Annotated in this window: 20 protein-coding genes and 2 tRNA genes; 8 read left to right on the top strand and 14 right to left on the bottom strand. The window is 33.5% G+C overall.

Annotation, left to right across the window (positions count from 1 at the left end; translation table 11 throughout):
- Positions 1 to 13: 13 nt before the first annotated feature.
- The 4 genes from TTHT_RS04050 to TTHT_RS04035 are packed head-to-tail and all read right to left on the bottom strand — an operon-like array spanning position 14 to position 4,374.
- Entirely contained in the window at positions 14 to 1,555 is a 1,542-nt protein-coding gene (locus tag TTHT_RS04050; RefSeq protein ID WP_201328757.1) for an NAD(P)H-hydrate dehydratase, read from the bottom strand.
- Complete coding sequence (locus TTHT_RS04045; RefSeq protein WP_201328756.1) at positions 1,552 to 2,799, bottom strand: sensor histidine kinase; 1,248 nt, start codon at positions 2,797 to 2,799, stop codon at positions 1,552 to 1,554. The genes TTHT_RS04050 and TTHT_RS04045 overlap by 4 nt, the downstream gene beginning before the upstream one ends.
- Before the next feature lies 1 nt (position 2,800).
- On the bottom strand, positions 2,801 to 3,019 hold the full coding sequence (locus TTHT_RS04040) for a hypothetical protein (RefSeq protein ID WP_201328755.1): 219 nt from the start codon (positions 3,017 to 3,019) through the stop codon (positions 2,801 to 2,803).
- 8 nt (positions 3,020 to 3,027) lie between these two features.
- Positions 3,028 to 4,374, bottom strand: coding sequence for a sodium-dependent transporter (locus TTHT_RS04035; protein ID WP_201328754.1), 1,347 nt, complete (start codon positions 4,372 to 4,374; stop codon positions 3,028 to 3,030).
- A gap of 154 nt (positions 4,375 to 4,528) precedes the next feature.
- Here TTHT_RS04035 and TTHT_RS04030 point away from each other — a divergent pair, with 154 nt between their 5' ends.
- Positions 4,529 to 6,055, top strand: a complete 1,527-nt coding sequence (locus tag TTHT_RS04030; RefSeq protein WP_201328753.1) for a J domain-containing protein — start codon at positions 4,529 to 4,531, stop codon at positions 6,053 to 6,055.
- Between the two features lie 3 nt (positions 6,056 to 6,058).
- Here the strand turns inward: TTHT_RS04030 and glmS are convergent, their stop codons facing one another.
- Positions 6,059 to 7,891 (bottom strand): glutamine--fructose-6-phosphate transaminase (isomerizing), encoded by a 1,833-nt coding sequence (gene glmS, locus TTHT_RS04025; RefSeq protein WP_201328752.1) that lies wholly within the window; start codon positions 7,889 to 7,891, stop codon positions 6,059 to 6,061.
- A gap of 275 nt (positions 7,892 to 8,166) precedes the next feature.
- Here glmS and TTHT_RS04020 point away from each other — a divergent pair.
- The 4 genes from TTHT_RS04020 to TTHT_RS04005 all read left to right on the top strand — a co-directional run bounded on the left by TTHT_RS04020 (position 8,167) and on the right by TTHT_RS04005 (position 10,029).
- Positions 8,167 to 8,257, top strand: a tRNA-Ser gene (locus TTHT_RS04020).
- Positions 8,258 to 8,307: 50 nt separating this feature from the next.
- Positions 8,308 to 8,399 (top strand) — tRNA-Ser (locus tag TTHT_RS04015).
- A 114-nt stretch (positions 8,400 to 8,513) separates the two neighbouring features.
- Positions 8,514 to 9,320 carry an enoyl-CoA hydratase-related protein gene (locus tag TTHT_RS04010; protein ID WP_201328751.1) on the top strand — a complete coding sequence of 269 codons (807 nt, stop codon included), beginning with the start codon at positions 8,514 to 8,516 and terminating at the stop codon, positions 9,318 to 9,320.
- On the top strand, positions 9,313 to 10,029 hold the full coding sequence (locus TTHT_RS04005; protein ID WP_201328750.1) for an enoyl-CoA hydratase/isomerase family protein: 717 nt from the start codon (positions 9,313 to 9,315) through the stop codon (positions 10,027 to 10,029). The genes TTHT_RS04010 and TTHT_RS04005 overlap by 8 nt, the downstream gene beginning before the upstream one ends.
- Position 10,030: 1 nt before the next feature.
- Here the strand turns inward: TTHT_RS04005 and TTHT_RS04000 are convergent, their stop codons facing one another.
- The 9 genes from TTHT_RS04000 to TTHT_RS03960 are packed head-to-tail and all read right to left on the bottom strand — an operon-like array spanning position 10,031 to position 18,513.
- Entirely contained in the window at positions 10,031 to 10,990 is a 960-nt protein-coding gene (locus tag TTHT_RS04000; protein WP_201328749.1) for a FecCD family ABC transporter permease, read from the bottom strand.
- Positions 10,977 to 11,675 (bottom strand): ABC transporter ATP-binding protein, encoded by a 699-nt coding sequence (locus TTHT_RS03995; protein WP_201328748.1) that lies wholly within the window; start codon positions 11,673 to 11,675, stop codon positions 10,977 to 10,979. The genes TTHT_RS04000 and TTHT_RS03995 overlap by 14 nt, the downstream gene beginning before the upstream one ends.
- The gene (locus TTHT_RS03990; RefSeq protein WP_201328747.1) at positions 11,663 to 12,466 is read right to left on the bottom strand and encodes an ABC transporter substrate-binding protein; all 804 of its coding nucleotides are present in this window, start codon (positions 12,464 to 12,466) and stop codon (positions 11,663 to 11,665) included. The genes TTHT_RS03995 and TTHT_RS03990 overlap by 13 nt, the downstream gene beginning before the upstream one ends.
- Positions 12,466 to 12,930 (bottom strand): 6,7-dimethyl-8-ribityllumazine synthase, encoded by a 465-nt coding sequence (gene ribH, locus TTHT_RS03985; RefSeq protein ID WP_201328746.1) that lies wholly within the window; start codon positions 12,928 to 12,930, stop codon positions 12,466 to 12,468. The genes TTHT_RS03990 and ribH overlap by 1 nt, the downstream gene beginning before the upstream one ends.
- A 14-nt stretch (positions 12,931 to 12,944) precedes the next feature.
- Positions 12,945 to 14,138 (bottom strand): bifunctional 3,4-dihydroxy-2-butanone-4-phosphate synthase/GTP cyclohydrolase II, encoded by a 1,194-nt coding sequence (locus TTHT_RS03980; protein ID WP_201328745.1) that lies wholly within the window; start codon positions 14,136 to 14,138, stop codon positions 12,945 to 12,947.
- Positions 14,139 to 14,187: 49 nt separating this feature from the next.
- Positions 14,188 to 14,589, bottom strand: coding sequence for a riboflavin synthase (locus TTHT_RS03975; protein WP_201328744.1), 402 nt, complete (start codon positions 14,587 to 14,589; stop codon positions 14,188 to 14,190).
- On the bottom strand, positions 14,586 to 14,801 hold the full coding sequence (locus TTHT_RS03970) for a riboflavin synthase family protein (protein WP_201328743.1): 216 nt from the start codon (positions 14,799 to 14,801) through the stop codon (positions 14,586 to 14,588). Before TTHT_RS03970 ends, TTHT_RS03975 begins: the two co-directional genes overlap by 4 nt.
- A gap of 1 nt (position 14,802) precedes the next feature.
- Positions 14,803 to 15,855: a bifunctional diaminohydroxyphosphoribosylaminopyrimidine deaminase/5-amino-6-(5-phosphoribosylamino)uracil reductase RibD gene (ribD, locus tag TTHT_RS03965; protein WP_201328742.1), complete on the bottom strand. Its 1,053-nt coding sequence runs from the start codon at positions 15,853 to 15,855 to the stop codon at positions 14,803 to 14,805.
- 51 nt (positions 15,856 to 15,906) lie between these two features.
- Positions 15,907 to 18,513: a pentapeptide repeat-containing protein gene (locus TTHT_RS03960; protein ID WP_201328741.1), complete on the bottom strand. Its 2,607-nt coding sequence runs from the start codon at positions 18,511 to 18,513 to the stop codon at positions 15,907 to 15,909.
- A 228-nt stretch (positions 18,514 to 18,741) separates the two neighbouring features.
- Between TTHT_RS03960 and TTHT_RS03955 the strand changes: the two genes are divergently transcribed.
- Genes TTHT_RS03955 through TTHT_RS03945 form a run of 3 tightly spaced genes read left to right on the top strand, consistent with a single transcriptional unit; the run spans position 18,742 to position 21,761 of the window.
- On the top strand, positions 18,742 to 19,509 hold the full coding sequence (locus TTHT_RS03955) for an MlaE family ABC transporter permease (protein WP_201328740.1): 768 nt from the start codon (positions 18,742 to 18,744) through the stop codon (positions 19,507 to 19,509).
- Positions 19,510 to 19,518: 9 nt separating this feature from the next.
- A complete protein-coding gene (locus TTHT_RS03950) occupies positions 19,519 to 20,289 on the top strand; it encodes an ABC transporter ATP-binding protein (RefSeq protein WP_201328739.1) in 771 nt (256 codons plus the stop codon).
- A complete protein-coding gene (locus tag TTHT_RS03945; protein ID WP_201328738.1) occupies positions 20,286 to 21,761 on the top strand; it encodes an MlaD family protein in 1,476 nt (491 codons plus the stop codon). Before TTHT_RS03950 ends, TTHT_RS03945 begins: the two co-directional genes overlap by 4 nt.
- The last annotated feature ends 1 nt before the right edge of the window (position 21,762 follow it).

Raw genomic sequence — 21,762 nt, 5'->3', positions numbered from 1 at the left:
TATAAATTTTAATTTATTCAATACCATAGTTTAAAGCTTTCGAAATTTTATCAATTAGAGAGCCTGCGGTAACTCCCTCTCTACCCTCTGCATTCTCAGCAATTTCTCCTGCAAGCCCGTGGGAAATAACACCTAATAGTACCGCATTGATTAAACTATAACCCTGGCAAATTAAAGAAGTGATTATCCCACCTAAAACATCTCCACTCCCTGCTGTGCCCAATGCACTTGTGCCAGTTGTATTAACAAAAACCTTTTCTCTGTTAGCAATCACTGTTTGATAGCCTTTTAATACAACAACTGCACCTGTTTTTAAAGAAACTTCTTTTGCAACCTCAATTCTGTTTTCCTGAATTTCTTTTGTTGAATAACCTGTAAAAGAGGACATCTCCCCGGGATGAGGGGTTAGCACAATTTCTTTTCCTTTTGTATATTCAGCAAATTCGTCAACCGTAAAATTTTTAAAAACATCTGCATCAAAAACTATAGGTTTGTCAAAAAGCTTTATAACCTTTTTAACAAGGCTTTTCTGATACTCACCAACACCTAACCCCTGCCCGATTAAAACAGCAGATTTTGTATTTAAAAATTCTGTTAAAAAATCGTCGCTGTTTTTTACTTTTGCGAGATAAAACATTACTTCTGGATAAAATGAGGATACAAACGGATAATCGCTTTCTTCAATATAAACGGTAGATAAACCGCAACCACTTTTAAGAGCTGCAAACGACGCTAAAATAGATGCTCCAAGCTTTCCCTTTTCCCCTGAAATTATTCCAGCGTGTCCAAAAGTACCTTTATGAGAATCGGGGGGGAAATCTTTTTTTAACGGTTTTATGTCATCCTTTCCTATCAAATAAAAGTATTCACCTACCTTCTCAAAAACAAAATCAGGTATTGTTATCCAGTCTTCAACAACCCTACCACAGGATTTACTTGCAGGGTAAAGCACATGACAGGGCTTAATTTTGCCAAAAGTAACTGTTAAATTAGCCTTTATATGAGAATAAATATCAGTTGATTTATCGGCAAAAAGGCCAGAAGGTATGTCAACACTTAACACAAAACCATTAAAATCATTGTTGATAGCGTCTATTATCTTTCTATAAAATCCCTCAACAGGCTTTGACAATCCTGTACCAAAAATCCCATCAACAACAATATCGCTTTCAGAAAGATTTTTTCTAAAAACTTCCAATCCATCAGACCGGTCTTTATCTATTACCTCTATTTCAACTGGATAATTCCTGATTATTTCAAGCTGAAACCTTGCATCGCCTTTATAATCATCAGGTTTAGCAAGAAGAATTAGTTTTACATTAACTCCCTTGGATTTTAATTGCCTTGCAACAACAATTGCATCTCCTCCATTATTACCCTTTCCAGCAATGCATAGTACTTTTTTTTCTATTAACCGTCTCCCAAATTCTTTTTCTAATTCCCTCACACATGCTGTTCCTGCATGCTCCATAAGAATTATTCCATTGGAATTTAACATCTCAATAGTTAACCTGTCTGCTTCCCTCATTCTTATTGAATCAACAACAACTCTCATAACTCCCTCTCCTTTTTTTTAGCTTTGAAAGGCACTGTGAGTATAAACTTGGTTAACCCATTTTCTTTTTTAAAGCTTACCTTACCGCCTAATTTATTCATATACTCCTTTACAGTATTTAACCCTAATCCAATACCATTTCCATCTCCTGAAACAAATGTATCAAAGATGTTTTCTTTAATTTTCTCTGAAACCCCTTCTCCGTTATCCCATACTGTTATATTTAAATTTTCACCCTGCTTGCTAAATTCAATTCCCATTTTTTTGTCTTTATTTTTTTCAACCGCTTTTATGGAATTATAGCCTAAATTTTCTACTGCACTTTTAATATACAAAGGGTTAACTGATATAGTTTTTCCTAATAAACTTGAATCAAAATCAAGCTTAAAATCTATACCTAAACTCTTTGTAAGAAGACTAAATTCCTTTTCAAATCCATTTTTAAGCACCTCAATATCAATATTCTCAATTTTTAAATCCTTACCCTCTCTTAAAGCAGCTAAAACCTCTTCCAGAGCAAGGCGCAATTCATTTACTTTTATGTCAACCGAGGTTAACAGGTCTTTAACCTCTTTTTTAGGTTCAAGAGAATTAGCTTTATAAATCATTACAAGTATATAGGCAAGAGAATTTTTCAAATCATGAATAATCCTTGAAGAAACAAGACCTAAATTTTCAAAATGAGTTTTTCTTTGTACAGCTTTTTCAGTTTTTAAATATTCTACATAAACTGTTCTAAAGTTTTCAATTATTCTATCTACTCCCTCAACATCAACTTCAGGCATTTTTTCAGGTACTATTTTCCCATTTGTTGATAGCTCAATTGTCGCATTTGCCCTTGAAATATCTACAAAAATTTTAAAATAAAAGTATAAAGCAACCCATATTAAGAGTAAATCAAATATTACATTCAGATAAATTAAATTCCTACCTATTTTAAAAACCATGGTTTCTTCTAAATTTACTTTTACAACTTGACCATTCCTTTTTATATATAGAGTATTGCCCTCTAAAATAGTTCCTTTCTCTTCTAACTTTTTAAGTTTTTCTCTTCCTAAATTTTTAAGAGAATTTTTATCTACAAAACTGATATTTTTACCGGAATGCGTGAGAATTAAATTTTGAGTTAGTTTTCTCTGTGCATTTCTAAGAAAATAGAATTGAAAGAAAATTATAATGAGAAAAATTAAAATTAGAATTATATATAGTGTTTTAATTGAAAGGGTAAAGTTTTTTTGTTTCATTTCACTCTTCTAAATAAGATAAATCTACTTCACCGTTTGTTATATCCTTTACCAATTCGCTAACTGAATTATATTTTTCTACACATTCAAAATGTACCAATACATAATCGTCTTTAATATGAATTTTCATTAAATTATCCTTCCCTCCAAAAAACAATGCCACTTCATGTGGGGGAATTTTTTTATGGCATACAGGGCAAATAAATTCTTTACCAAACATTTTTCCTCCTAACCTAAGCTTTCGCCAGTTATTAAAAGATACAATAACAATACTGCTATGGCAAGCGGACAAATAAAATATATTGCAAGCTTTAACCAATTGTTAAAATGACTTTTACCAACATGTTCGCAACCTTCAGAAAGGTGTTCTAAAAAATATTCCAGACCCCATTTGTAAGCAACAAACAGACACATCATCAGCCCGCCAAAAGTAAGAAAAATGTTTCCAAAAACAAAATCCATTTTATCCAGAAACCCTATTTTAGTGAAAAATTTATTTGCCCCTAAAGATAAAGCAGAAGGAATACCTAACAATGCGATTACAAAACCTGCACCTATTGCAGCCTTTTTTCTTTCAATTTTCTTCTCGTCAATTAAATAGGAAGTTACAACTTCAAGAAGGGAAACTGTGGAAGTTAAAGCAGCAATTGCCATAAGAATAAAAAATACAATTGCAATTATCTCACCGAAGGGTATTTTTCTAAAAACATCAACCAAAACAACAAAAACAAGAGAAGGGCCTGATTTTGAAGGAGCCCCACCTAAAGCAGGAAAAATTATAAACCCTGCTAAAATAGCTATAAGGGTATCAAAAAAAGTCACATAAAATGCTGATGAAAACAAATCATCATCAGAAGGCAAATAACTTCCATAGGTAATCATTGCCCCCATTCCCAATGACAACGAAAAAAATGCCTGACCCATTGCCATTAATACTGTATGAGAATTTACCTTTGAAAAATCAGGAATAAGATAAAATTTCAATCCATTCATTGCATTAGGTAAAGTCAAAACATACCCTATTAATAAAAGCATCAAAATAAAAAGTAGTGGAAGGAGGATTTTTGCAGCCTTTTCTATTCCCTCTTTAATTCCACCTATTACAACAAACACAGTAAATGCTGAAAAAACAAACAGATAAGTTACCTGTAAAACACCATTTTTAGCAAAATTATTAAAAATTTCTGCCGGATTTACTGAAGAATTGGTTAATCCGCCTGAAACAGCTTTAATTATATAGGCTAAAGTCCACCCAGCAACAACAGAATAGTAAGAAAGGATTCCAAACCCAGCAATAACACCTAAGGCACCAATAATCCACCATTTACTCCCCGGAGCAATAGTTTTAAATGCACCTACAGGATTCTTTTTTGCCTTTCTCCCTATAACCAATTCAACAATCATTACAGGGAAAGCCACTACAAAAACACAAATCAGATAAATTAAAACAAACGCCCCACCACCATTTGCACCGGTAATATAAGGAAAACGCCATATGTTTCCAAGACCAATAGCTGAACCTGACGCCGCAAGAATAAATCCTAATTTTGAGCTCCATTCCTCTCTTTTTTGCATAATCCCCTCTCTTTTTTGTTCTTAATTTATTTTACCTAAAATATTAAAACACCTCAACAAAGGCAAAAGTTTTTTCTTTTAAGTTAACATATTTTTTCCATTTGATTTTTTTTAAGAATGATATAAAATATTTATAAACAAGAGGTGAAGTAAAATGAGTGTAAAAAAATTTGCCAATATATTAAAAAAAATTCATAAGAATAAAATTAGCGGAACCCTAACTCTTGTTTTCCCAAAAGGAAATAGATATGTGTATATAAACGATGGAGAAATTTCCTATTTACGATCTGATTATCCGGAAGAAAAATTAGGCAATATTTTGGTCAGACAAAACTTACTAACTCAAAATGAACTTGATGTAGCACTTAAAGAAAGCAAAAAAGAAGGAATGGTTTTAGGAGAATATCTGGTTAACAACGGTAAAATCTCAATTGAACAAATAAAGCAATCATTAAAAATTCTTTTTTTAATGATTATAGAAGCATGCTTTTTAGAAGATATGAAAGATATAAATTTTGTTGAAAAAGATATAATTATAGACAAAAAACTATTTATGGACATAAAAACAGGAAACCTTGTTCTTGAAACATTTAGAAAGATAAATCATAAAGACTTTGAAGACTTTTACAAGGAACACAAAGATAAGAAGCCTATTTTACATAAAGAAATAATTTTTGATTATAGAAATTTAAATTTAAACCCCCTTGAAGGGTTTATACTATCAAGGATTGATGGAAAACTAACTTTAGAAGAAATTAAGAAAATTGCTTTTACTGATGAAATAACTTTTTACAAAACTATTTTTGCTCTTAATTTTTTGGGATTACTTGATTTCGGAGAGGAAAAAGAAAGTGATGTAAAAGAGGAAACTTATCAACAACAAGCAAAACAGGTAGAACAGAATGAAAACCAAACAAATAATAAACAAAAAAAAGAATTATCTGAAAAAGATAAGCAATTTATTAAACATGTGGAAGACCTTTATGTTGAATTGCCCACTATAAATTACTACGATTTATTGATTGTGGACTATAAATTTAGTGAAGAAGAATTAAAACAAAACTATCACCGTCTTATAAAAAAATACCATCCAGATTCCCATCCTGAGTTAAAGGAAATTCATCACCACCTTCATTCAATAATTTCAAAAATAACAGAAGCATACAACACATTGAGAAACCCTGATGAAAGAGAAAAATATAACAAAAAAATGCACATTAAACCTTTTCCCAAAGAGCCTGAGCAGAAAAAAGAAAAGATAAAAAAAGATATTATAGAGACAGACCAAAAGGAAGAATTAAAAAACAAAATTGAGCAGTATATAAAAGCTGGTATGTTTTATGATGCAATTACCCTGTTAGAAAACGGATGTAGAAAATACAAAGATGATATATATTTCTTCAAAACATTAGGGCTTATTTATTATAGAACACCTACCAAATTAAAACAGGCAATCTATTACCTTGAAAAAGCCCACACAATGAACAGAAAAGATTTAGAAGTCCTAAAAACCCTTGCTTCAGCTTATAAAAAGGTAGAATTTTACAGAGAATCATATAGTTTTTATAAAAAAGTTCTCGCAATAGATCCTGATGATTCGGAAGCAAATAAATTCATTGCTGAAGTTGAAAAGAAAGGTTCATTTTTAGATAAATTCAAAAACCTCTTCAGCAAAGAATAAAATTTATTCGACTGTAACACTTTTGGCTAAATTTCTTGGTTTGTCTATATCACGTCCTTTAAAATCAGCAAAATAATAGGCAAATAATTGCAATGGAATTACATTTATAATCGGCTGTAAAATATCTATAGTTTTAGGAACATAAATAACATCATCGACAATTTCTTTTATCTCTTTGTTGCCCTCTGTTGCAATCGCAATAACCTTTCCACTTCTTGCTTTTATTTCTTGAATATTACTTATCATTTTTTCATAAGTAAAACCATCAGTAGCAATTGCAACCGTAGGGAAATTTTCGTCTATCAGAGATATTGGGCCATGCTTCATCTCTCCTGCTGGATATCCTTCAGCATGCACATAAGAAATCTCTTTTAACTTTAAAGCCCCTTCCATTGCAATTGGGAAATTTAAATGCCTTCCTATATACAAAAAGTTTTTAAAAGGAAGATATTTTTTTGCTATGCCCCTTATGTTCTCACCATTATCAAGAACAAATTTTATGTTTTCAGGCAACTTTTTTATTTCTTTTATTAAATTCATTCCGTCAAAAATTGAAAGTCCTCTTCTTCTCCCTAAAAGCAAGGCAATTAAATTCAAAATAACGCATTGTGAAACAAAGATTTTTGTTGAGGCTACACCAATTTCAGGGCCAGCATGACAATAAACGCCAGCATCAGTTTCTTTTGCAATTGTTGACCCTACAACATTTACGAGACCTAAAACAAGAGCTCCCTTCCTTTTTGCCTCCCTTAAAGCAGCAAGGGTATCTGCCGTCTCCCCTGATTGAGAGATTGCTACCACTCCATCATATTCTGAAAGTTTCAAGTTTCTATACCTGAACTCAGAGGCATAATCAACATCAACATCAAGATCAGTAAGCATCTCAAAAATGTATTTGCCATATAAACCAGCGTAAAATGAAGTCCCGCAGGAAACAAAGGTTAATCTCTTTAAATTCAGTATTCTATCCAGAACAGGCTCTAATCCACCTAATTTTGAGATTCCCTCTCCCTCTATTAATCTTCCTCTTATTGCGTTTTCAACAGTTTTTGGCTGTTCGTAAATTTCTTTAAGCATAAAATGTTTAAAACCAGATTTTTCATTTTCTGTATAATCCCACTCAATTGTTTCAGGCTCTTTTGCTATCTCTTTTAAATTCAAATCAGTTATTGTTATATTTTTATCGTTTAACAAGGCCATTTCATTATCGTTGAGATAAATCACTTTATTTGTATACCTAATAAAAGCATTTATATCAGAAGCGGCAATATACTCGTCTTCCCCTATACCTAAAATTATGGGACTACCTCTCCTTGCTACAATAATCTTTCTTGGAAAATCTTTGTGAATCACTGCAATTCCGAAGGTACCTTCAACCAAAGACAAAGCCTTTCTTACAGCCTCTTCAAAACTTCCGTCAAGATTTTCCTCTATTAAATGAGCAAGTACCTCAGTATCGGTATCAGAAACAAATTTATGCCCTTTTTCAATCAAATCTGATTTCAAAATTTCATAATTTTCAATAATCCCGTTGTGAACAATAAATAATTTTCCTGAACAATCAGTATGTGGGTGCGCATTAATTTCAGTAGGCTTTCCATGAGTTGCCCATCTTGTATGAGCAATGCCGTAATCACAATTTCCATCTTGAGATTTAACCTTTTTTTCCAATTCATTAACCTTCCCAACAGATTTTACAAAAACAAAATCCTTGTTTTTAGAATTAACCGCTGCTAATCCCGCAGAATCGTATCCTCTGTACTCAAGCCTTTTTAACCCTTCCATTAAAATTGGAATTGAATTTTGTTTTCCTATATAACAAATAATCCCACACATACAGTAACTCCCTTATAATTTCAATTTATTTTAACACAAGTTTTGTTTAAAAAGCTTTCTAAAAAAATCTTAAGTGGCCAGGAAACTTATATTTGGCAGCCATCCCATCAACCAAATAGTTCCTGTAACAAAAAAATCGATATTGCCGTTAATTACACACGTTTTTTAGTTTCAAAAAAACTATTGATGTTTACTTAATTAATTCACTTTGGGGAGAGAGTTAAAATCGGGCTTGACATAAAATTGAGGTGACTTTATAATTTATCTTGCTTTGCGGAGGAGTGGCCGAGTGGTTTAAGGCGGCGGTCTTGAAAACCGTTGTGGGGTGACCCCCCACCGTGGGTTCGAATCCTACCTCCTCCGCCATTTTTCTTTGAAAGTTCTTTAAAATGATATAAATTATTTATTGGACTTGCGGAGAGATGCTGGAGTGGTCGAACAGGGCTGCCTGCTAAGCAGTTGTCCCGGTTTTTCGGGACCGAGGGTTCGAATCCCTCTCTCTCCGCCATTTTTTTATCCTCACCTTGCAAACCCCTTTTTAGAAATTCAACTAACTAAAAATCAGGTTTTTCGTTTATAATATTGAAGTATCAAAAAATAAAAGGTTTAAAGGGGAAGCGGTATGGATTTTAATTTTTTTAAGATTGAAAAAGATAATGAAATTCTAAAAGTTTACTTTAACAATGACAAAAGTTTAAATGCGTTAACAATGGATTTTTTCAGTGAATTGCCTGAAGTTGTTAAACTTGCTGAAGAAGATTCTGAAATTTCTGTTGTTATTTTTTCATCTAATACAAAGCATTTTTCTGTTGGTCTTGATGTATTCAGTTTTGGTGTTGCACTGAAAGACATAATCAATATGGAAACAAAGGAAAAGAGAAAAAAACTGTACAAACTTATTAAAGAAATGCAGTCTGGAATGACTTTAATGGAAGAGGGAAGCAAAATCTATATTGCTTCAATAAACGGCTATTGCATAGGAGGGGCGCTTGATTTTATTGCAGCCTGCGATTTAAGGTTTGCCTCAAAGGATGCAATTTTTTCCCTCCGTGAGGCAAAGATAGGTATTACCGCTGATTTAGGCAGTTTGCAAAGGCTTCCTTTTATAATTGGTATTGCAAATACAAAGTATCTCGCATATACAGGAATGGATATAGATGTTAATAAGGCAAAAGAGATGGGGCTTGTAAACGATGTGTTTGAAACAAAAGAAGAGCTTGACGAAAGGGTTTTAAATATTGCTAAAGATATTGCTGAAAATCCAAAGGATGCTGTTTCTAATTCAAAGAAGTTTATAAATAACCTGCATAAACAGATTGTTGAAAAAGAACTTGATATTATTGCAATACACAATTCATCAGCGCTTGATTTTAATGAGATAAACGAGTATTTTCAAAAATCATTAAATAAAGGGAGGAAAAATGGATAGGTTTAAAATAGAAAAGAAGGATAATATTGCATACATAATTATGGATAACAATGAAAACAAGCAGGATTTAGAGTTTGCAAATCAGTTTTTAGATGCATTAAATACAGTTGAGAAAGATGAAAATATTAAGGCGTTAATAATATCTTCAAGCGATGAGAAAAACTGGTCGCAGGGGGTAAATGTTGAGTGGATTCAAAAAGAGTTTGCATTAAAAAACTTTGATAATGTTAAGGCATTTCTCTATAAAATGGACGAGGTTTTCAAAAAGATTATATTTTCACCCTTTCCTGTAATTGCAGAGATAACAGGGCATGCCTTCGGAAATGGCGCTTTGCTTGCCTGCTGCTGCGACTTTAGATTTATGAGAAATGACAGAGGATTTTTCTGTTTTCCAGAGGTTGATGTTAAGATTCCATTCTTGCCTTCAATGATTGCATTTGCAAAAAAGGCTATCCCATATCAAAAGTATCAGGAAATGGTGTTTACAGGAAAAAGGTACACAGCAAAAGAGTTAGAAGAAGCAGGGATAATTGTTAAAGCCACTGAAAACCTTGATGAATTAAAATCAACAACCTTTGAATTTGCAAAAATGTTTAACAAATCAAGGGGAATTTACGCAGAGTTAAAGAGAAGAATGTTCAGGGATATTTTAGAGGCCTTTGACAGGGATAAAGAGGTTATTGAGCCTCTATTTATCTTTGTGCCGTAAACTATTTGTTTCTTAAAATTAAAATATAAATAAAAATCGGTGTCCCTATTATTGCAGTTAAAACCCCTATTGGAAGGATTGATGGGTAAAGTATCTTTACTGAAAGAGCCTGGCACAAAACCAGGGATACCCCACCTAAAAGAAAAGAAAACAATAATCTTTCCCTGTGCAAGCCGTCAAATAGCCTTACCACAATGTGAGGGACAATTATTCCCACAAAGGCAATTGGCCCTGCAATGGATACGCAGAATGCAGTTAAAACACTTACAAGAGTGATAAATATAAGCCTGTACTTTTCAGTATCAAGCCCCTTTGTTTTTGCAATTGTGTCTCCTAAAAGGAATAGGTCAAGTTTTCTTGATAGAAGCATAAGCAAAACCAATACAATGAGGGAAACAATTGCAAGCAACAATAAAAGAGACGGTTTTTCAGGCTTTATTCCGCCTAAAAGCCAGCGGTAAATCTCAAATGTGTCAAATCTGTTTGCAAAGTATTGAAAAAAAAGTATTAAACTTCCAAAAAAGAAATTTAAAGCAACCCCTGAAAGCAAAATTGTCTGCGAGGAATAATAATTTACAACTTTTGCAATTAAAAAGATTACAAAAACAGATAGTAACCCCCCTAAAAGGCTGAAAAAAATCAGGGGAATGTGGATAACTTTTGCAAGAAAAACAGTGTAAATTACAACCCCTAAACTTGCACCGCTTGCCACCCCAAGGGTGTATGGTGTTGCAAGGGGATTATCAAAAACTGTCTGAAAAACAAGGCCTGAAATTGAAAGAGAACCGCCAACTAAAAAGGCAACTATAAACATTGGAAACCTTATGCTTTTAAGGATAAACAAATCAGTATCACTAAATGGGTAATTCAGCCTTTCAGGAAAATACAAAATAACTGCAATAAACAAAACAAAAATTAGAAGTATTAAAGCAACAAAATTCAAAGCATTACGCATAAACATTTTCCTGAAACTCTTTATCAAACAGCAAGTCAATATCCTTTTTCTCAATATCCTTCACTATTTCCCCGTCAACCATTACAAACACCCTGTCTGACAACTCTTTTACCTCATCAAGGTTGTGTGAAACAAAAACAAGGGTTTTCCCCTTTTCTTTAAGTTTAAAAATAAAGTCTATAACCTCTTTTTTTCTGTAAATATCAAGGTGGCTTGTCGGTTCATCAAGGAGAATAAAATCCGCCCCCTGCAAAACAGCCCCTGAAATTAAGACCTTCTGAACCTCTCCCCCGCTTAGTGTGTACATTTTTCTATCAAGCAATTCTTCAATATCCAGCTCTCTAACAGTTTCAAAAATCTTATCCTTTGCTTCCTTATCTGAAAGTTTCACACTATACGGAAAAAGTGAAAGGCTTAAAAATTCCCTGACCTTTAATTCTATTCTCTTTTCAATTAATTGAGGGACATAGGAAACCAAAGATGCAATCTCTCTCATTGAAAGATTTTGCAAATCTTTCCCGTTAATTTCAATCAAGCCCTTGTAATCCCTTAAAATCCCTGAAATGCACTTTAACAGGGTTGACTTACCGCTTCCATTTTTGCCAATAATTGAAACGCATTCCTTTTTTCTAATTTTAAAAGATAGTTTTTTTAATATTTTTCTATAAGTTAAATCTTTTACTTGAAGCATTGTTCCAACTTTACTTCAACCTGATTCAACAAATCTTTAAGCCCGCTTCCAGCGTGCAAAACCTTTTCCCCATAAATATAAAATACCCTTTTGCCCACACAGGCATTTAACTTTTTTAAGGCTTCTCTCTGACACAAAAATTTTTCAGGCTTTTCGGCAGAGAGAACAATTACAAAATCAGGATTGATTTTGTAAAAAGATTCATAGGATATGTCTGGATATGGAATTTTAGTTTTCAAGGCATTTCTAAAGCCTATTGCATTGAAAATTTCTGAAAAGTAATTGTCTCCGCAGGCAAAGAATCTATTGCTTTGGGAGTTTAAAATCAGCAGAACCCTTTTACCTTTGCATTTGTTTAAACTATTCAATTTTTCAAGCAAATTCTTAATCTCATCAACCTTTTGCTGAATTTTACCCTTTTTCACACCTAATTTTTCTCCAATTACCCTGTAACTTTCAAAAACACCATTCAGTTTTAGGAAAGAGAGATATACAACTTTATCCCTTAAAAGAGGAATATCTGATAATTGGGATTTATAGGAAACTTCGGCAAAAATAATGTCTGGATTTAGTTTTATCAACTCTTCAATGTTTAGGTTGTAAAGGGAACCAATTCTTTCAACCTTTAAATCAGGCGGAACAACAGAATAATCTGAAACCGCCACAAGCCTGTTTGCACAGCCGTATTCAACAATTATCTCTGTAATTGATGGAAGAAGTGAAACAACCCCTTTTGAAAAAGAGTGAAATGCAAAAAAACAAAAGAGAAAAAGAATAAATATTTTTTTCATTATCCAATTTTAGACATTAAATCAGCCATCTCTATTGCAGTTAATGCTGCAGCCCAGCCCTTGTTTCCAGCCTTTGTTCCTGCCCTGTCAATTGCCTGCTCAACAGTGTCTGCCGTAATTATTCCAAAAATAACAGGTTTTTCAGTTTGCAACCCAACATTTGCAATCCCCTTTGAAACCTCCGCTGATACATAGTCAAAGTGAGGGGTTTCTCCCCTTATAACTGCACCAAGGCAGATAATAGCGTCAAAATTTCCCTTCTCTGCCAAAACCTTTGCTGTTAATGGAATTTCAAAACTTCCGGGCACCCAGGTAATCTCAATATCGTTCTCTTCGCAGTGATGCCTCTTCAAGCAATCTAAAGCCCCGTCTAAAAGCCTTGTTGAAATAAAATCGTTAAACCTTGAAACAACTATTGCAAACCTTTTGCCGCTGGCATTTAACTTGCCTTCGTTAACCTTCATAAAAATCCTCCGAATCAATCAATTGATAGTTTATGCCCCATTTTTTCCTTTTTTGTTTTTAAATATTTGTAATTTGCAGGATTAGGCTTTATTTCAATAGGCACCCTCTCCACAATCTCAAGGTCATACCCGTTTAATGCAATTACCTTTGTTGGATTGTTTGTCATTAGCCTTATTTTTTTAATCCCCAAATCTTTTAAAATTTGAGCGCCTATTCCGTAATCCCTTAAATCAGGTTTAAATCCCAATTTGCAGTTTGCCTCAACAGTGTCGTGCCCCTCGTCCTGAAGTTTATAGGCAAGTATTTTGTTCCTCAATCCAATTCCCCTGCCCTCATGGGGAAGGTAAACAACAACACCGCCTTCTTTTTCAATCATTCTCAATGCCTCTGCCAACTGGTCACCGCAATCACACCTTAATGAGCCCAATGCATCTCCAGTTTTACACTCAGAGTGCATTCTAACCAAAACAGGCTTTTCAGGGTCAAATTCCTTAACAATTGCAAGGTAATCTTTAGGATCAATATCACAATCGTAATAAATCAGTTTAAAGTGGCCGTATTTGTTTGGAAAGTCAACCTCGGCAACCCTGTGAACTAATTTTTCAAACCTTCTCCTGTATTCAATCAAATCTGCAATTGTGATTATGGGGATGTTGAATTTTTCTGAAATCTTCTCCAACTCAGGCATCCTTGCCATTGTGCCGTCATCGTTCATAATCTCGCACAAAACACCGCTCGGCTTTAATCCAGCAAGCCTTGCAAGGTCAACTGAAGCCTCGGTATGCCCTGCCCTCTTTAACACCCCGCCTTTCTTTGCTATAAGGGGGAAAATATGGCCAGGCCTTGCCAAATCCTCCGGTTTTGAATTTTCGTCAATTAAAACCTTAACTGTAATTGCCCTGTCCTGCGCAGAAATACCAGTCGTCGTCCCTTCAAGCGCATCAACGCTTTCTGTAAAAGCTGTTGAGTGCCTTGCAGTGTTCTTTTGAGCCATTGGCTTTAAATCAAGCCTATCAGCAATCTCCTGAGTAATTGCAACGCAGATAAGCCCCCTGCCCTCTTTTGCCATAAAGTTTATCGCTTCAGGGGAAATTTTTTCAGACGCAATAATAAAATCCCCTTCGTTTTCCCTGTCCTCATCGTCAACAACAATTAAAAACTCGCCCCTTTTAAACCTTTCAATTGCCTCTTCTATTGAAATTCTCATAAAATACACTCCAAAGTTTATTCAAACTCATTATATCAAAAGTGAACACTTATTCACTTAAATTGTCGTAAGTTTTTTGATTTTTAAAAAATTGATAAAGGTATTTGCCAACTATGTCTGTTTCAATATTTACAGCACTTCCCCTTCTTAAAAATTTAAGCGAAGTGTTTTCAAGGGTATATGGGATTAAAGACACGGTTATAATAACCCCGCTTTTCCTTGCAATTGTAAGGGAAACACCGTTTATTGCAACTGAACCGTGCAAAACAGTGAACTTTTCAAACTCTTTTGAAATTCTTATGTCAATTAAATAGGTGTTTGATTGCTTTTTTACCCCTTCAACAATTCCAACGCAATCAACATGACCCTGAACGAGGTGTCCCCCTAACCTTGTTGACAATGTTAAAGCCCTTTCCAGGTTTACCCTATCCCCTGTTTTTAAATTCTTCAATGTTGTTTTTTTAAAGTTTCATTCATTGCAAAGACGCTGAAAACATTTCCATTTATCTCAAAAACAGTCTGACAAACCCCGTCAACTGCAATGCTGTCTTCAACCTTCAAATCCTCAAAAACCCTTTTCCCCTCAATTGAGATTATTCTTCCATCTCCCTTTGTTTTAATTGAAACAACCTTTCCAACCTCTTCCACAATGCCTGTAAACATATCAACTCCTGAATTTAAAACTAAAAAAGCCGTCTTCCCCGTTTAATTCAAGGGGATTATCCATTTTAAAAACTTTTGAAATGGAAAAAGCCCTCTTGCCCTCTCCCAAAATCTTTGGCGCAACAAAAAGCATTAACTCGTTTATAAAACCGCTTTCAACAAACATTCCGGCAACCCTGCTTCCCCCTTCAACCAAAATTGAAGCAATATTGTTTTTGTAAAGGGCTTCAAGAACAAGTTTAATATCTTTATTCTCAACTTCAACAATTTTAACCCTCTTTTTTAAGTAAAATTCCCTTTTCTCTTCTGTTAACCTGTCTTTTAAAACAACAAGGAAACAGTTTTCATCAAAAACATTATAATCACCGTTTAGCCTTCCGCTAAAATCAAGCACAACCTTTTTTGGATTTCTCCCTTCAACAAGCCTTACAGTCAAAGATGGGTTATCGGCCTGAACTGTGCCACTTCCAACTAAAACAGCGTCAACCTCACTCCTCAATTCATGAACCTTTTTTCTGCTTTTCTCATTTGTAATCCACTTTGAATTTCCATCAATATCACCAATAAAGCCGTCAAGGGTTGTTGCAAGCTTTAAAATAACATAAGGCAATTTGTTCTTTATGTGGTAAAAGAAAAACTTATTCAAGTTTTTTGCCTCATTTTCTAAAAATCCGTGAAAAACCTCAATTCCCGCACTCTTTAAAATCTCAACCCCCCTTCCTGCAACAAGGGGATTTGGGTCAAGGGTTGCAATAAAAACCCGCTTAACCTTCTTTTCTGCAAGCATATTTGCACACGGGGGAGTTTTTCCAAAGTGGCTGCACGGCTCTAAAGTTACATAAACATCTGAATTTTCAACAGAAAAGCCTTTGCTCTCTGCATCTAAAACCGCATTTACCTCAGCATGCGCCTCCCCAAATCTCTTATGCCACCCTTCTCCTATAACTTTGCCGTCTTTAACAATTACGCATCCAACAAGGGGATTTGGAGAAACAAAGCCTTTACCCCTTTCCGCAAGGTATAAAGCCCTCTGCATATACTCAATCTTAAACATACCCACCTCATCACGATTATATGAGAGAAAAAAAGAAAAAGAAACGAGAAATTAGCGCCTAATCTTCCTGCGAAGTGAAATAATGAGTTGGTAAACAAGATAAGAAAGTATAATCCAAGAAAAAACAAAAAACGCCTCATAACCGTGAATATGTTTTAAACTATTTGATGAAAAAATTGTTTTCCAAGGATTAATAATTTTGGAAATAGTCACAGCTATAAAATCTACAATTTGTAATGGCTTTGTAACAAAAAATTCCCAGATGTTGAAAATCCTTTGTGTATTATTTTGAGAAAAAGAGAAAAAACCCAATACATACACAAACAAACTAAAAACTAAAGCTTTTATTTTGAAACAATGCTTTGTATCGTCACACTCTTCCAACATTAATAAAAAAATAATGCCACTTAAAAAAATAATAAAAATCAAATAACTTAAAGAAGGCATCTTATTAGTATCCACTAAATTTATAATTGTTAAGGAAGTTACTAAAATGCATATCCATTTTAAAACCCTAACCCAATCTTGTCCAAAGTTTGATGCTATTTTTGAAATTTTAAAAATAATTAAATCTTTCAGAATATTAAAATTATTCTTTTCTTTTTTAGTTTTTAAAAACTTTCTTTTTTCTGTTAAATACTTATCATAAGCCCTCATTTCAAGGGCATAAAAATCATTTCCGTGTATAAAATCCTTTTGATTATCATGCGCAAGTTTCAACTGCCTGTAAATATCCTGCGCTTTTTTAGGATTGCTTTCAAACAAATTAGGGCAAATTCTTTCTTCTGGAATCTCTCCCCAATCAACATTGACAAATTCACAATCTGTTAAAGAACTGTTCTTTATTTTAATTTTAGCCTCTGAAAAATCGCAGTTTACAAAACGCATTCTGTTAAGAAGAGAATTATTTATTTCAAGAAGTGGGTCTCCTCCATCCTTATTTTTCTTATTATTTTCATCTTCTTTTACTTTAAGATTGAATATAATAAATTCTTTTGAATGGTTAATTAAGTTATTAAACTTTAAAACCTCAAGATTCAAATTTCTTAATTCCACCTGTGCCTCTGGGGAAAATTGTGGATTAAAAAATTCGAGACATGTTAAAGGATTATATTTCGAAAGTTCCTCTGAAATTTCTGAACATATTTTTTCAATAATTTCGTAAATATGCTTATCAAAAATTTGGTGATTTTGAGATTCTTCAAAAATTTTTTCCTTTTCTTCATAAATAATTTTATAAATACATTTAATAGAATTATTATTTTCAAATTCTTTTGAAAGCCTTTCTAAAATTTTTGACTCTACTTCTTTAACAATTTCACTTATATGGCTTCTAGAATTTTTATCTTGAAATTTATTTAAATATTTTTTAAGATTCCTGGAACCTACGGTATTAATTATTGATTTAATGCGACTAATGTGGTTGTATTCTATAACAAATTTTGAAGTTATTGTAACAAATCTAAAAACTAGTGATTTCTCAAAAATAGAATCGAAAAAATAAACATCTCTTTGAAATTCTGTTCCTACAAAAGATATATTCCCTTTAAATTTAACTATCCAAAAATATGTTTTATTTTGAAATTTTGCTTCTTTTAAATTTACACTCTCTTTAAATTCTGCTTCCCAAAAATTTACATCTTCTTCAAATTTTGTTTTCCAAAAATTTACATCTCCTTCAAATTTTGTTTTCCAAAAATTTGTATCTCCTTGGAAAACCACTTTATTAAAATATGTATGTTTTTGAAATAGTGTCTTCTCAAAATTTATTTCCCCAATAAATTTTGCTCCTACAAAATACGCCTCTTCTTGGAATTCTGTATTTGTAAAAGAGGAGTTACTTTGAAATTTTACACTTGCAAAAGATGCATCTCCTTGAAATCTTTGCCCACTAAAAGAAACATATTCTTGAAATTCTGAACTTGTGAAATCTGCTAATAATTGAAAATTTCCTCCTTGAAAATATGTTTTATTTTGAAATATTGATCCCCTAAAATAAGCTTCTTCTACAAATTTTGCTCCTTGAAAATATGCAGTTTTTAATAATTTATACTCTTCTTTAAAATACCAAAAATTGAAATCTTTTTTTAAAATTTTGTTTTCATTTTTTTCATTCCCTTGAAATCTATTGAATTTTGGGAAAATGACTGAATTAAAGCTATAATAATTTTTTTGTTGGTTTGTCAACTTTTTTCTATAGTAAGAAACTAGGATAGAGTCAAATTTAACATCATTTAAAATGTTAATAGGAGTGCTAATTGAATAATCAACTGCAAATCTGTAAGCCCTTATTCTTTTCCAGAACTCATCAACAAGGTTTTTTTTCCATTCCGCAGGAGATTTTTCATTAAATTTTCTTTTCTCTTCTCTGGCTTTTTCACGCTTCTCTTTCCATTCTTTGTACTCATCAATATTCTCTATCCAGATTTCATTTTCTTTTTCGCAGTGGAATATACAGCGTAATTGTCCATTATTTAATTTTTTGCTTTCTCCTATTAGCTGGTTAATTCTTTTTTCACTTAGGTTAGAAATATCCTCGTTTTCATTAACATAAATTACTGCTGGTTCAATCACATTCCTTTCAATTATTTTGCAGACTTCGCATTCAACTAACGGTAAACCATCTGTTCCGTCTAAAAATACCGCTTTGTATCCCATATTCCCTCGCTGTAATTCTTTATTTGTAAAAATTATACAAAACAAAGGCTGTTGTGCAAAAAGAAAAATTATAAAATCTATATTTAGCGTAAAATTTTTAAAAAATCCTCAAATTCCGTTAACTCTGTCACATTTTTTTGAAGTTTATGATTAAAAAGGATAAAATTGTTGTAACGAAATTTAAAAAGAGGTATTCTTATAAAAAGAAAATTTTGTCAGAGGGGATAGATGAAGTTTTTTGAGAGAATTGGAAGATGGGTTTTAAAAGGGATTAGCGCCAGCGGTGATTATGCAATTCTAAACTTCAACACCTTAAAATACACATTTAAAAGGCCTTTTGATATTAAAAACTGGTTTAAACAGATGGAGAGAATCGGGGTAAATTCACTTCCTGTTGTTTTCCTCACCGCTCTCTTCACTGGAATGGTTTTAGCATTGCAAATCTATGGCGGGTTCAAAAGGTTTCAGGCAGAGTCAATGGTGGGGGCTATTGTTGGAATAGCGTTATCAAGAGAGCTTGCACCTGTTTTAACAGGCTTAATGGTTGCAGGAAGGATTGGCTCCTCAATTGCAGCAGAGATAGGCACAATGAAGGTTACAGAGCAGATTGATGCCCTTGAAGTAATGGGGGTTGACCCTGTTCATTACCTTTTTGTGCCGAGGGTTTTTGCAGGCACTTTAATGCTTCCTCTCCTTGTTGGATTGGCGGATTTAATTGGTATTTACGGCGGATACTTTTTAGTTGTAAACCTGTTCCACGAAAATCCTTACCTTTATATGAAAAATGTTTACCAGTACACAGAAACATGGGATGTTGTAAGCGGGTTAATTAAGTCATTTGCCTTTGGGTATATTATTGCATCTGTTGGCTGTTATAAGGGATTGAGAACAAAAGGCGGTGCAGAAGGCGTTGGTAAATCAACAACCGAAGCAGTTGTTCTTGCATCTTTAGCAATCTTAATTGCTGACTTCTTCCTATCAAAACTTCTTTTTTAGGCGGGAATTATGAGTTTGATTAAACTTGAAAATGTTTACAAAAGCTTTGGCGAAAAAAAGGTTTTAAACGGATTAAACCTTGAGATAGATAAGGGAGAATCACTTGTAATTTTAGGCGGTTCAGGTACAGGTAAATCAGTTCTTTTAAAGCATATAATCGGATTATTAAAGCCTGACAAAGGCAAGGTTTATATAGACGGGAAAGATGTTACAAACTTTACCAAAAAAGACTGGTATGAGATTAGAAAACGCTTTGGAATGGCTTTTCAGGAAGCGGCTCTCTTTGACTTTATGAATGTTTATGAAAATGTCGCCTTTCCATTGAGAAGGCACACAAATTACACCGAAAAACAAATTGAAAAAAGGGTTTTAGAATGTCTTGAATTAGTTGGATTAAGGGGAAATGAGAAACTCCTTCCATCTGAATTATCAGGTGGTATGAGAAGAAGGGCTGGCTTTGCCAGGGCTATTGCTTTAAACCCTGAAATACTTCTGTTTGACGAGCCCACTACAGGGTTAGACCCAATCCTTACAGACCAGATAGACACTGTAATAAATGATTTGAGAAACTCACTTGATGTTACCTGCATTACAATTACCCACGATATGGTTTCAGCATTTGATATTGCTGATAAAATAGCAATGCTTTACAAAGGTGAGATTATTTTTAAAGGCACACCTGAAGAGTTTATGAAAAGCGACCTTGAGGTAATTAAGGGCTTCCTCAAGGGAAGGATTTGTGAAGAAAATGAAAATCAAAATATAAGAGGTGAAGTATGAACAGTGAGGCAAAAGTCGGTTTATTTTTTGTTATTGCTTTAATTATTATTTGTTTTCTTATTATCAAAACCGGCCAGTTTGAAATTTTCGGTGGGAAAAAAGTTTACCAGATAAGCGCCATACTTGATACAGCATCAGGGCTTGACAATCACACTGATGTTAGAATGGCAGGAGTAAAGATAGGCACTGTAAAAGATATAAGACTTAAAGACGGAAAAGCTCTTGTAATTATGGATATTTTCAGCGATGTAACCCTTCCTGAAGGTTCAATTGTAAAAGTAACATCAAAGGGAATTTTAGGAGATAAGTATATTGAAATATTACCTGGGCATGGTGCAGGCAAGGTTGCAGCCAACTCCACCCTTCCAACAGAAAAATCAGTTACCGTTGATGACATTATGACTATTGTCTATAGTGTCGCATCAGATTTGAAAAAAATCACCAATAGCTTAAGCAATACAATTGGCACCAAAAAGGGTGAACAGCAGATAGGCGAGATAATTGAAAATATTCAAAAAATTACCGAAGATTTAAGGGAAATTACTTCAAGAAATAAAGATAATTTAACCGATTCAATTGACAATATAAAGGCTTTTACAGGGGATTTAAGAAAGGAAATTCCTGTTTTGTCCAAAAAACTTGACAACCTTATGACTCATTTAGACAGTGTAGTTACCGAAAACAAACAGGATTTCAGGGAAACCATTGTCAATGCAAAAGAAAGCACCAAAAAGTTAAGCAAAACCCTCGACTATGTTGAAAGTATTTCAAAGAAAATTGACGAGGGCAAAGGCACAATCGGAATGCTTGTAAACGATGAAAAGATAGGAAAACACTTTGATGAAACCCTTGTATCTTTCAAAAATGCAATGGATGCAGCAACAGACTATTTAAGCGCATTCAGAGACACAGGGGTTTATCTGGGATTTAAGAGTGAATACATGTTTGATGTTGAGGATTCAAAAAGTTATTTTACAATTGACATTGTACCTAACACAAAGAGATATTATCAGGTTCAGATTATTGACAGCCCATACGGAAAGGTTAAAGAAAACACATTTGAACACATAATAACAAATGATGACGGTACTGTTAGAGACCATTACACAGAAACAGTTATCTCAACAAGGGATTCTTTAAAATTCTCTGCAACAATTGGACAGCAATTTGGCGATTTCCTCGTTAAAGTAGGAATGATTGAATCAAAGGGAGGTTTTGGACTTTCCTATCTGCCTAAGGGATTCGACGGCAAACTCTCTTTCACCGTTGACGCTTGGGATTTCAGCAGGGAAAATAATCTTGACCCGCATGTTAAGTTGTTTGTAAGGTATAAATTTTACAAAGACTTTTTCCTCACAGCAGGTGCAGACGATGTTCTTGAAAGTGATTATTCACAGTACTTTTTAGGTGTTGGTATAAGATTCAGAGACGATTACTTCAAAACATTGCTTTCAAATGTAAGTATAAGATAAC

Source organism: Thermotomaculum hydrothermale (assembly GCF_016592575.1).
In the GTDB taxonomy this organism is placed as follows: domain Bacteria; phylum Acidobacteriota; class Holophagae; order Thermotomaculales; family Thermotomaculaceae; genus Thermotomaculum; species Thermotomaculum hydrothermale.
This window is presented reverse-complemented; position numbering and strand designations above follow the sequence as displayed.